We start from the raw sequence: 11,862 nt of genomic DNA on the forward strand, positions 1-11,862 counted from the left end.
CGCGCCGCGCGCCAGAGACCAGCACCGCGCCGAGCGTAGCATTGACCAGCCGCAGCGCGGGCCACACCCAGGGCCCCGCCAGCCATGCGACCGGCGCGAACAGGAACGGCTGCAACGGCGTCTGCAGATAGGCAAAATCCCGGAACGGCAGAAAACCATGTGCGGTCAGCACGGCCGCCGCAACATATTGGCTTTCGTCATGATCGACCGAGCGGAGCAGCGCGCAGAGCGCGAAGAATATCAAGATGCCCGCGCCATAACGCCAGGGGAACACCAGCGGATCGGTCCTTCGCTCGTCCATGCCCCGGCCTTAGCCAAGGCAGATCTCACTGTCACGCAGACGCCATATCGATGGCGCAGGAACGCGCGATCAGCTGGAGATGCCCCATGACGCTTCGTATCGACCGCCGCTCTTTCCTGCTCACCGGCTCGTTCGGGCTCGGCGCTTTCGCGGTGCCGGGCTTTGCGCAAAGCCCCTCGGTCGCGAATGCGCGCGGCTTCACCCATTCGGTCGCCAGCGGTGAGCCCGCCGGCGATTCGATGCTGCTATGGACGCGCTACGTCCCCGCCAGCGGCGACACTGCCGAACTGCGCGTCGAACTGTCCGAAACACCAGACTTCGCCAAGGTCGTCGCGGGCGGATCGCAAATCACGGGCGTATGGCGTGATTTCACCGCCAAGATCACCGTCGACGGCCTCGCCCCCGGTCGCACCTATCACTACCGGTTCGTCGCGCCCGACGGCAGCTTTTCGCCCGTCGGCACGACCAAGACCTTGCCCGTCGGCCCGGTCGACCGCTTCCGCACCGCGACCTTTTCCTGCTCGAACATGCCCTATGGCTTCTTCAACGCCTATGCCCATGCGGCGGCGCGCGACGATCTCGACCTGACGATCCATCTCGGCGACTATTTTTACGAATATCGCACCGGCGATTATCCCGCGCTGAAGGATCAGGTCACCGGACGCACCCCGCTTCCCGCGACCGAATTGCTCCACCTCGCCGACTACCGCATCCGCTACGCCAGCTATCGCAGCGACCCAGATCTGATGGCGCTGCACGCCAAATTGCCGATGATCGTGCAGTGGGACGATCACGAATCGGCGAACGATAGCTGGGAAGGCGGGGCCGAGAATCACCAGCCCGACGAAGGCGACTGGAATGCCCGCCGCGCCGCCTCGATCCAGGCCTATCGCGAATGGATGCCGGTGTCCGACGAGCCGTGGAAGGCCTATGAGATCGGCACGCTCGCCACGCTGTTCCGCACCGAGACCCGCCTGCTCGCGCGTACCAAGCAGCCTGACGTCGCGCCGCTGTTCAAGGCGAACGACCCGATCGCCGCGCTGAAAAAAACTTCCGCGATGGCGCGTGGACGGACCCGGCCGTCACCATGATGGGGTCGCAGCAGGAAAGCTGGCTCGGCCACGCGCTCGCGCAATCGGTCCGCCAGGGCCAGCGCTGGCAAGTGGTCGGCTTCGGCACGATCATGGGCGAAACCGTGATGCCGCAGGATGCGCTCGCCTGGGTGGCACCCGATGCCCCCGCGCGCGCCAAAAACTATTTTCTGGCGGGCGTTGCTGCGGCCAAGCTGGGACTGCCGTTCAATTACGACAATTGGGGCGGCTACCCCGCCGCCCGCGCGCGCTTCCTGAAGGGCGCGCAGGCGCAAGGGGCCAATCTGATCGTGCTGTCGGGCGACAGCCACAACGCCTGGGCCTATGACCTGGCGCAGGACGGCAAGCCTGCCGGGGTCGAATTCGCAGGTCATTCGGTGACGTCCCCGGGCTATGAAGCCGCCAGCAAGACCGACCCCAAGGTGATTGCCGCCACGCTGGTGCGCGCCAATAAGGAGCTGAAATGGTGCGACACCTCGCGCCGTGGCTATATGGCGATGACGCTCACGCCCGACCGCGCGAGCAACGACTGGATCATGGTCGATACCATCAAGGCCCATACTCCCGCCGCCAGCATCGGCCACAGCGCCACGGTCCAGCGCGGTCGCAATATCATGGCATGACGGTTGCCGATGCCCCGCTGGTGCGGCACACCCGTGCGCCACACCAGCGGGGCTTTCGGGAGCGGCGACTTTGCGCGTAACCATCAAGGACGTATCTCGCGTTTCGGGGGTTTCGATCAAAACCGTGTCGCGCGTCCTCAACAAGGAGCGCTATGTCGGCGAGGAAACGCGCGCCAAGGTCGAGGCGGCGGTAGCCGAACTGAACTTCCGCCCGAATGTCGCGGCACGGTCGCTTGCCGGGCGGCGCAGTTTCCAGATCGCGCTGATCTGCGACAATCCCAGCCCTTATTATGTCTACGAAATGCAATCGGGCATCCGGGATCGCTGTGTGGCGGACGGGGTGCGGATGATCGCCCAGCCGTACGATCGCAATTCCACCACCTTGCTCGACGATATCGAGAATCTGGTCGACGCCACGCATGTCGATGGCCTGATTCTGACCCCGCCCGTATCGGACTATCCGCACGTGCTCGACTTGCTCCAACGGCGCGGGGTGCGGTTCGTGCGGGTTTCGCCGGGGAGCGCGCTCGATCTCGCCCCCTCGACCTTCATCGACAACGCTGCCGCCGCCGCGACGATGACCGCGCACCTGCTGTCGCTCGGACACCGGCGGATCGGCTTCATCGCCGGGCATCCGAGCTATGCCACCAGCGGCCAGCGCTTGCAGGGCTATGCGTCTGCGCTCGGGCAGCAGGGCATTGCCTTCGATCCCGTGCTGGTCCGCGAGGGCAGCTATGATTTCGCCTCCGGCGCGGCGGCGGCGGCGGCGCTGCTGTCGCTCGCCGAACCGCCAAGCGCCGTGTTCGCGTCGAGCGACGACATGGCGGCGGGGGCGCTGACGACGGCGCATCGCTATGGCCTGTCCGTACCGGGGCAGCTCTCGATCGCGGGCTTTGACGACACCGCGCTGGCAGGCTTCGTCTGGCCCCCGCTCACCACCATCCGCCAACCGACCCGGCAAATGGCGTATCAGGCAGCGGACCTGCTGCTCGCGCCCGCGCATGCACCGGTCGAACGCCGCGAAGTCGGCTATGAGCTGATCGTGCGCGAATCGACCGGGCCCGCGGCAACACAATAAGCGCGGCATTTCCTCCCTTCCGAGGAGGGGAGGCAGCGCAAAACGATCACCCGATCAACAGTAGCGCCGCCGCCAGCGCCAGGCCGAACGCCACCAAGGTCGCCGCCAAAATCACCAGCAACGGCTTGGGCCCCGCTTCCAACAATTGCGACAAAGGTGAGCGGATCGCGGTCGCCGTCACCGCCGCTGCCAACATTGCCGCCGCAACCCGCTCCGCGCCGGTCGCGACCACCGCCGGGATCACGCCGAATGAATTGATTCCGGCCAGCACGAAGAACCCAATCACAAACCACGGCACGCCCGGCCCCTTGGCGTGTCCCTCGCCGCCGCCACCCCAGCGCGCCAGGCCCATCGCCACCACCGCCAGCACCGGAGCCAGCAAGGCCACGCGCGTCAGCTTGACGATTGCCGCGATCGCCCCGGCTCCGTCCGAATAGGAATAGCCCGCGCCCAACGCCTGTGCGACATCGTGGATCGACGCGCCCAGCAGGAACCCTGCCTTCAGGTCGCTCATGTGGAAGGCATGTGCCACCAGCGGATACAGCATCATCGCCGAGGCACTCATCGCCGAAATGCCGACCAGCACCAGCGTCAGTTGCGCCTGAGTGGTGCGTTTTTTCGCCCAGGGTCGTCGCCAGCGCCATCGCCGCCGACGCGCCGCAAATCGCCACCGATCCCCCCCGCCAGCAACCCGAAGGCGGTATCGAAGCCGAAGCGCCGCGCCGCAAACACCCCCGCTGCCATCGTCGCCGCGACGATGCCCACGACGCACAGCAAGGCAACCGGCCCCAGCGCGACGATCTGCCCCGCCGTCACCCGCACTCCGACCAGCACGATCCCCCAGCGCAACAGCGAGCGCGAGGCAAAGGCCAGCCCCGGCGTCAGTCGCCCATCGGCGCTGAGGAAATTGAGCGACAGGCCGATCAGCAACGCCATCAGCGTCAGCGGCACGCCATAATGATCAGACAGGAACCCGGCGGCCAGCGTACCCATCAGCACCACCACCAGCCCGGGGGCATAGCCGCGCCAGTCATGCTTGGGCGCGGTCTCGATGGCACCGTACAAATCGCCATACAGGTCGGCAGCCATCGGAAGCGGGCGGGTTTGCCGGGAAATCGCCATCGTCTTTGCCGCCTCTTCCGTCACCCGGGGCTTGTCCCGGGGGCCACCGTGCCGCACACCGCACGGCACCTCTTGCCGCCCGGTCGCGCTTGGGACAAGCCCGGTGCCAGCACCTTTTGGACCTAGCCGAACCCCACCTTCTGTGACAACGCTGTCTCCATAAAGCCGGGAGCGGATCAATGGCACTACGCGGCGGCGCAGCACGCTGGATCATCGTCGCGATGGTGTTCGTCGCGGTGATGCTCAATTATGTCGACCGCCAGATCCTGGCGCTGCTCAAACCCACCCTGGAAGCGCAATTCCGCTGGTCCAACCAGGATTATGCCAATCTCGGCACCGCTTTCCAGGTGGCGACCGCCTTTGCCTTTCTCGGCACCGGCTGGTTTCTCGACCGCGTCGGCCTGCGCCTGGGCTTCGCGCTCGGCGTGCTGGTCTGGAGCCTGGCTGGCATGGCGCATGCCTTTGCCGCGACCGTCCCCGCTTTCTTCGCCGCGCGCATCGTGCTCGGCATCGCCGAATCGGTGGGCACGCCGGCCGCGGTGAAGACCGCAGCGACCTATTTCAACCATAAGGACCGGCAGATCGCCTTGGGCATCGGCAACATCGCACCCAATATCGGCGCGATCGTCACGCCGCTATTCATCCCCGCGCTTGCCGTCGCTTATGGCTGGCAGGCGGCATTCCTGGTCGCGGGCGGGCGTTGGTGTCGTATGGGTGGCGATATGGTTCGCGATCCGCATCAAGCCCATCGCGCTCGACGCAGTGGCACCCGCCCCCGTGCCGTGGCTCAGCATCCTGCGCTCACGCGAGACCGCCGCGATCGCCATCGCCAAGGTGCTGTCGGATCAGGTGTGGTTCTTCATGTTGCTGTGGCTGCCCGATCTGTTCCACCGGCTGTTCGACCTGCCACAGGGCACGCTCGGACTGCCGATCGCCTTGGTTTACGGGATGGCGGCGTGCGGCGCGCTGACCGGCGGCTATTTGCCGACACGGCTGATCGCGCACGGGTGGAGCGTCAACCGCGCGCGCAAGCTGACGATGCTCGGCTATGCGCTGCTCGTGCTGCCAGTGATATTCGTCCAGTCGGTCGACAATCCATGGGTCGCGGCGTTGCTCCTCGGCTTGGTGCTGTTCGCGCATCAGGGCTTTTCGACCAACGTGTTCGGCGTAACGACCGACATTACCCCCGCCCGCGCGGTTGGCTCCCGCATCGGCATCGCCGCCTTTTGCGGCAATTTGTGCTCGATCGGGATGATCCAGTTTCAGGTCTATGCGCTGTCGCACGGCTGGGGTTACGCCCCCGCGCTGGCAATCTGCGCGGGGTCGTATCTCGTCGCGCTGCTCGCGATACACCTCCTGATCCCGGTGATCAGGCCGACACCGTGATCCTCTCCGCACGGGGAGGATCAAAGGCTCAGAAATTCACCCGCCCGGTCACGCCGAAGTAGCGATCGGCATCGCGCGGGATCTGGTAGCGATAGGCCTGTCCCGGTCCACCATTGGCGATCGCCGCAGCAAAGCTCTTGTCGAACAGATTGCGCACCTGGAAGGTCAATTTGTAGCGATCGTTCTTGCTGACCAGACCGGCACCGAGGTTGACCAGGCTGTACGCCCCGATCGTCCCCAACTGCCGCTGCACCGCATCGGCCGCGAACAGCCCGAGCTCGCTGCTCTGATACGATCCCTGCGCCCCCAGCAGCACATCGGCAAAGCCGCCGGTGCGCAGCCGATAATCGACGCTGACATTGCCCTTCCACTTTGGCGCAAAGCCAAGCGGCGTGCCCGCCGGAATCGTCGCCGAACCAGCGGGGGCGTTGAACTTGTCGACATGCGCGTCGGTATAGGCAGCACCGCCGGTGATGCTCAGGTCGCGCACCGGCCGCAGCGTGGCATCGAGTTCCACCCCGCGGGTCGACACGTCGCCGGCATTGGTGAAGCGCGTGACGACCACGCCCGCGACCAGATCCGGATTGTTCGCCTGGAAATTCTTATATTTGGCGTAGAATGCGGCGAGGTTGAGCGTCAGCTTGCCGCCGAGCAGCGTGTTCTTCAGCCCGATCTCATAGGAATCGGAGGTTTCCGGCGCGATCACATTGGTGCCGGTCGCGGTCAGATTGTAGAACACGTTGAACGCCGGGCCCTTATAGCCGCGCGCATAGGTCGCATACGCCGTCGAGCCATGCGAAATATCGTACTGCACGCCTGCCTTGCCCGACAGGTTCTCATTGGTCGCTTGGCGCGGAACGGCACGCCGTTAGAAGCGCTCACCGCCTGCGACGCGGCTGTCGTCGGCGAAACCCCCAGCGCGACCAGCCGGATATATTCGTTATACACGCCCTGATCGAAATTGGCGTTGATCCCCGGCCCCGCCAGTGTGGTGGCACGCGAATGGAACACGTCGAGCTGGTCGACCGTATAGCGCAAGCCACCGATCACGCGGAACCGCTCGCTGATGTTGAGCGTCCCCTGCCCGAACAGCGCGACGTTCTTGAACACCGAGCCGAAATCGGCGGTGCCGGTCGGAAAGGTCGAGGGGTTGGCGGACGCGCTTGAACACGGCGTCAGCGCGGTCGGCGCGGGCGTCACCGCCGACGTGCAGACCTGATCGTTGCGCGTGAAGATGCGCTCGCTCGCCGCACGCGAATAATATGCGCCCAGCACATAGGTGAGGAACTGGTGCCCCGGCGAGGTCAGCCGGATTTCCTGGCTGAACGTGTCGCCAGTCTGTGGCCCGAAATCGTGAAGCTGGTTGAAGCCGATATAGGCGGCCGGCAGGAAGTCGCCGTCGCGGATCTCGGTATTCTTGTAATTGCGATAGGCGGTGATGGAAGTGACCGTCTGCGTCCCCGCCTGAATATCGGCCTGGAGCGAGAAGCCGTAGCCGGTTTCCTTGGTCCGCGTCGTCAGATTCTGCGCGAGTTCGCGGGTATCGGTGCCACGCGGCGTCGGCAAAGCGGCACTGGAGGCATTGGTGGTGACGGCACCCGTCGCGGTGTTGATCGGCCCGGTTGCGATCACCTCACCGCAGCAATCATCATTGTTGCGGTGATAATCGGCGATGAAGGCGAGCTTCACGTTCGACCCGACATCGGCATCGACCTGCAACCGCCCGCCATAATGTTCGAAGCCGTTGACCAGCTTGCCGGTCGTCACGTTGCGGATATTGCCGTCATAATTGGTGTAGAAGCCGGTCAGCCGCGAGCGCACATTTTGCCCGATCGGCACGTTGATCGCGGCGCGCGCACGATATTCGCTGTCGGTGAAGAACCCCGCCTCGGCATAGCCGCCAAAGCTGGCGGTCGGCTTTTTCGAGATGATGTTGATGACGCCGACGCTCGCATTCTTGCCAAACAGCGTGCCTTGCGGCCCGCGCAGCACTTCGATCTGGTCGACATCGACCAGGTCGCCAAACGCTTCGCCCGCGCGGCTATACACCACGCCATCGACCACCGTCGAAATCGACGGCTCGCCCGCGATCGAGAAGGTCGAGGTGCCGACCCCGCGCAGGAACAGCGACTGGTTGAGCGTCGTGCCCGATTTCAGGAAATTGAGCGACGGCACCAGATATTGCGCGCCCTCCAGGCTGGTCTTGCCCTGCGCGGCGATCGCATCACCCGAGATAACGGTGACCGCGAGGGGCACGTCCTGCAAACGCTCGGAGCGCTTCTGCGCGGTAACGATGATGTCGCCGGGGTCGCCCTCTGCTTGCTGGTTCGCTGACGCAGCCGCGGGCGCAGTCTGTGCGGAACCCGGCGAGGCCGCCACCAGCGCGAGCGCAGCCGCACCCGTCAGGTAAAGTGCTTTCATCCTATCCCTCCTTCGAAATCCCATCTTGGCGATGGGTATTATTCTTTTCGCGGATCGGACATCGCTGTCATACTTGTCCGCCGTAAAGCTCGGCTTGGCGTCAGAACCCCAGTTCGGCCATCTCCACCACGCGATGTTCGCGTGCGCTGATCTCGGCGGCGGTGCCGATCGCGACCGCCATCATGCCATCGCGCGCAGTGACCTCGACCGGCCCCGCCCCGCGCGCCGCAGCGTTGAAGCGCTGATGCTGGTAGAAGGTCGAACCGTGATGGCTCCCCGCGTCCAGCGCGGCCTGGTCGACCTCGATCACGCGCCGCGTCACCTGCTTGGCGTTGCGGAAGCCGACGCGCGGGGAATGCACCAAAGCGCCTTCCGGGATCAGCACGTCGAGCCGGGCTGCGTCCCCCACGGCGGTAATCTCTTCCTGATTCTCCGCGCCATCGGCAAACATCGACAGGTCGAGCAACGCACGCACGCCGTTCGCGAAATCCACAGTCGTATAGCTGTTGTCGATAATGTCGGGCGTCTCGCCGCCATAACGCTCATCGACATGGTTCACGTCCATCGCGCCCGAACAATAGACGCGCACCGCCTCGCTGCCGGTGATCAGCCGCATCAGGTCGAAGAAATGGCAGCATTTCTCGACCATCGTGCCGCCAGTGTTGCGGCTGAAGCGGTTCCAGTCGGCCACCTTGACCAGAAACGGGAAGCGATGCTCGCGGATCGACAGCATCTGCAACCGCCCGATCGCGCCACCTTTGATCTCCTCGATAAAGGCGGCGGCAGGCGGCATGTAGCGATATTCCATCGCCGTCCAGAACACGCGGTCGCTCTGCGCGGCGCGCGCCACCACCCAGCGGCAATCGTCGAGCGTCGTCGCCAGCGGTTTTTCGCACAGGATGTGGAGCCCGGCATCGAACAACGGCTCGAGCACGCGGCGGTGCGTATAATTGGGGCTCGCCACGATCACCGCGTCGCACAGCCCGCTCGCCGCCAGCGCCTCGACCGAGTCGAACACCGCCGCCGCGCCCGCACGATCGCCCAGCGCCGCCGTCGCCCAACCGATCGATTCCGCCACCGGATCGGCAATCGCGGTCACCACCGCCCCCGGCGTAATCGCCAGGTTGGTGATATGCTCGACCCCCATCATGCCGGTGCCGACCAGACCGTAACGCACTTGCTCCATTAAGGTCTTCGCCTCTATATGACAACGATGTCTGAAATCATACTTACACCCGAATTGCGCGCCCTCGGCAAGAGCGGAGTGCAGGTCAGCCCGATCGCCTGGGGCATGTGGCGTTTCGCCAATGCGACGGTAGCGGAAGCGCGCGCACGGATCGAGGCGGCGCTCGCCGCCGGGGTGACGCTGTTCGACACCGCCGACATTTACGGCTTCGATGGTGCCGACGGCTTTGGCGATGCCGAACTGCTGCTGGGGCAAGTGCTTGCCGAAGCCCCCGGCCTCGCCGCGCAGATGGTGCTGGCGACCAAGGGCGGCATCCGCCCGCCATTCCCCTATGACCAAAGCGCCGCGTATCTCGGCCAAGCGCTCGACGCCTCGCTCACCCGGCTCGGGGTCGATCAGGTCGATCTCTACCAGATCCACCGCCCCGACATCCTCGCCCACCCGCAGGAAGTCGCGCGCACCCTCGAGGACATGGTGCGCGCCGGCAAGGTCCGCGCGGTCGGCGTCTCCAACTTCACGCTGGCGCAGACGCGCGCGCTCGAATCCTTCCTGACGATCCCGCTCGCCAGCCTCCAGCCCGAACTGTCGCCGCTCGAACTGGGGCCGATCGAAAACGGCCTGCTCGATCTGGCGATGGAGCGCGATATCGCCGTGCTCGCCTGGTCGCCGCTCGGCGGCGGCCGGATCGGCGCGCCCGAGGATGACCGGTCGAAAGCGGTCGCGGTCGCGCTTGATGTCGCCGCCCAGGAGGCGGGTGTCTCGCGCGCCGCGGCGGCCTATGCCTGGATCATGGCGCACCCCGCGCGCCCGATCCCGATCGTCGGCACGCAGAATCTCGCGCGCATCGCCGAGATCGCCGAGGTCTATAAGGTCCGCTTCACCCGCCAGAGCTGGTATGACGTGCTGGTCGCGTCGCGCGGGGAGCGCCTGCCATGACCGCGCTGCCGCCTTGCGAAATCAGCTGGTTTTCCGCTTTGTGCGATGACGATTACGAGTTTCTCGGCGTCCCCGATGCGCAACTGCAATCGAGCTGGGCGCATTGCCGCGACATCGTGCTGCAGGCGGAGACCGGCGGTTTCGACAATATCCTGCTGCCCTCGGGCTATGCGCTGGGCATCGACACCACCGCCTTTGCCGCCGCGATCGCGCCGATGCTGCGCCGCCTCGCTCTGTTGATGGCGGTCCGCGTCGGCGAAAGCTGGCCACCGCAACTCGCCCGCCAGATCGCGACGATCGACCAGATGCTGTGCGGTCGCCTGCGCGTGAATATCATCTCGTCGGAGATGCCCGGCGAGACGCTCGGCTCCGCGCCGCGCTACGCCCGCACGGTCGAGGCGATGCACATCCTGCGCACATTGCTCAACGGCCAGCCGCTCGACCATGATGGCGAGTTCTGGAAGCTGAAGGTCGATCCGCCGCGCTTGCGTACCGTCTCGGGCAAGGTGCCCTTGCTCTATTTCGGCGGCCTCTCGCCCGATGCGCGCGACGCCGCCGCCAAGGGTGCCGACGTGTTCCTGATGTGGCCCGACCGGCAGGAGGCCGTCGCCGCGATCATCGCCGACATGACCGCGCGCGCCGCCGCTTATGGGCGAACGCTGAAATTCGGCTACCGCGCGCATGTCGTGGTGCGCGAGACCGAAGCCGAAGCGCGCACCGCCGCCGACCGCCTGCTCTCCAAGCTCGACGCAGCCGAAGGTGCCGCGATCCGCGCCAAATCGCTCGATTCGCAGTCGGCTGGCGTCGCCGCGCAAGCCGCCCTGCGCGAAAATGCGGGCGATGACGGCTATGCCGAAGCCAACCTATGGACCGGCATCGGCCGCGCCCGCTCGGGCTGTGGCGCTGCGATCGTCGGCGATCCCGATCAAGTGCTCGCCAAGCTCAACGCTTATCGCGGCATGGGCATCGAAGCGTTCATCCTCTCAGGCTACCCCCACGCCGCCGAAGCCGATCTGTTCGCGCGGCACGTGCTGCCGAAGATCGAGCATGGGCTTTTGATGGGGTGACCCTCAACAGGGCGATCACACTACCGTAACCCGTTCGTTTCGAGCGAAGTCGAGAAACAGCCACATGCGCTGTGCCGGGTTTCTCGACGATGCTCGAAACGAACGGAAGGGGATAGTTCAAAGAAACGCCGTGCGAACCTATCTCGCATGATCCCCCCGCCTCGCCGAGCGACACCGCTCGGCCAGCGCAGGGCAGGTCCATCGGCACCGGGGCAAGTCTTGTTTCTCGGGAAGGGTTTGAGAAGCGGCAGCCGAGCCACCCAACCCTCGCGCGAAATTCCTATGAGGAGGCGTCACCCAAACCCCTGCGTCCGCGCCCAGCTCAAGAACAACTCCGGCCACGCCGCCACCGGCTTGCCCACCGTGCCGCGCAGGCCAAAGCCGTGCCCGCCCTGGGCGAACAGATGCATCTCCACCGGCACGCCCGCGCGCACGCACGCCGCGCGAAACGCCAGCGTGTTCTCCACCTTCACCACCCCATCATCCTCGGCATGGAGCAGGAAGCAGGGCGGCGTGCGTGGCGACACGTTGGCGGCGGTCGAGTGCGCCCGTTCCAGCGCCGCGCTCGGCGATGGCCCCAGCAGCAGCGCGCGGGAGCCAGCATGGGCGAGGTCCGCCGTCATCGCCTGCACGGCGTAGATCGGCGCGGCG

Annotated in this window: 7 protein-coding genes and 4 pseudogenes; 5 read left to right on the forward strand and 6 right to left on the reverse strand. The window is 65.7% G+C overall.

Features of this window, described 5'->3' with window-relative positions; genetic code table 11:
• Positions 1 to 301 (reverse strand): annotated as a pseudogene (locus NW75_RS10990) (DUF2029 domain-containing protein); the annotation flags it as partial.
• A gap of 86 nt (positions 302 to 387) precedes the next feature.
• Here NW75_RS10990 and NW75_RS10995 point away from each other — a divergent pair.
• Positions 388 to 2,015 (forward strand): annotated as a pseudogene (locus NW75_RS10995) (alkaline phosphatase D family protein).
• 70 nt (positions 2,016 to 2,085) lie between these two features.
• Positions 2,086 to 3,093, forward strand: a complete 1,008-nt coding sequence (locus NW75_RS11000) for a LacI family DNA-binding transcriptional regulator (RefSeq protein ID WP_033965262.1) — start codon at positions 2,086 to 2,088, stop codon at positions 3,091 to 3,093.
• A gap of 46 nt (positions 3,094 to 3,139) precedes the next feature.
• Here the strand turns inward: NW75_RS11000 and NW75_RS11005 are convergent.
• Positions 3,140 to 4,182 (reverse strand): annotated as a pseudogene (locus NW75_RS11005) (YeiH family protein).
• Positions 4,183 to 4,394: 212 nt separating this feature from the next.
• Between NW75_RS11005 and NW75_RS11010 the strand changes: the two are divergent.
• A pseudogene (locus NW75_RS11010) lies at positions 4,395 to 5,601 on the forward strand (MFS transporter).
• Positions 5,602 to 5,629: 28 nt separating this feature from the next.
• Here NW75_RS11010 and NW75_RS26395 read toward each other — a convergent pair.
• From NW75_RS26395 to NW75_RS11020, 3 genes are all read right to left on the reverse strand, one after another.
• Positions 5,630 to 6,415, reverse strand: coding sequence for a TonB-dependent receptor (locus NW75_RS26395; RefSeq protein ID WP_231565137.1), 786 nt, complete (start codon positions 6,413 to 6,415; stop codon positions 5,630 to 5,632).
• Positions 6,325 to 8,022, reverse strand: a complete 1,698-nt coding sequence (locus NW75_RS11015) for a TonB-dependent receptor (RefSeq protein WP_231565138.1) — start codon at positions 8,020 to 8,022, stop codon at positions 6,325 to 6,327. The genes NW75_RS26395 and NW75_RS11015 overlap by 91 nt, the downstream gene beginning before the upstream one ends.
• Before the next feature lie 100 nt (positions 8,023 to 8,122).
• Positions 8,123 to 9,199, reverse strand: coding sequence for a Gfo/Idh/MocA family protein (locus NW75_RS11020; RefSeq protein WP_033965266.1), 1,077 nt, complete (start codon positions 9,197 to 9,199; stop codon positions 8,123 to 8,125).
• A 36-nt stretch (positions 9,200 to 9,235) separates the two neighbouring features.
• Between NW75_RS11020 and NW75_RS11025 the strand changes: the two genes are divergently transcribed.
• Positions 9,236 to 10,144 (forward strand): aldo/keto reductase, encoded by a 909-nt coding sequence (locus NW75_RS11025; protein WP_033965263.1) that lies wholly within the window; start codon positions 9,236 to 9,238, stop codon positions 10,142 to 10,144.
• Positions 10,141 to 11,211: an LLM class flavin-dependent oxidoreductase gene (locus tag NW75_RS11030; RefSeq protein ID WP_033965264.1), complete on the forward strand. Its 1,071-nt coding sequence runs from the start codon at positions 10,141 to 10,143 to the stop codon at positions 11,209 to 11,211. The genes NW75_RS11025 and NW75_RS11030 overlap by 4 nt, the downstream gene beginning before the upstream one ends.
• 293 nt (positions 11,212 to 11,504) lie before the next feature.
• On the opposite strand, the gene NW75_RS11035 is transcribed toward NW75_RS11030, so the two are convergent.
• On the reverse strand, positions 11,505 to 11,862 hold a 358-nt coding region (locus NW75_RS11035), incomplete at its 5' end, for an alpha/beta hydrolase (protein WP_033965265.1).

Origin of the sequence: Sphingomonas sp. Ant H11 (assembly GCF_000797515.1) — a bacterium.
Taxonomy (GTDB): domain Bacteria; phylum Pseudomonadota; class Alphaproteobacteria; order Sphingomonadales; family Sphingomonadaceae; genus Sphingomonas.

Bases quoted from the DNA above. Each gene is read 5' to 3' on its own strand.
- NW75_RS11015 (WP_231565138.1), bottom strand. From the start codon at position 8,022: ATGAAAGCACTTTACCTGACGGGTGCGGCTGCGCTCGCGCTGGTGGCG.
- NW75_RS11025 (WP_033965263.1), top strand. From the start codon at position 9,236: ATGTCTGAAATCATACTTACACCCGAATTGCGCGCCCTCGGCAAGAGC.
- NW75_RS11030 (WP_033965264.1), top strand. From the start codon at position 10,141: ATGACCGCGCTGCCGCCTTGCGAAATCAGCTGGTTTTCCGCTTTGTGC.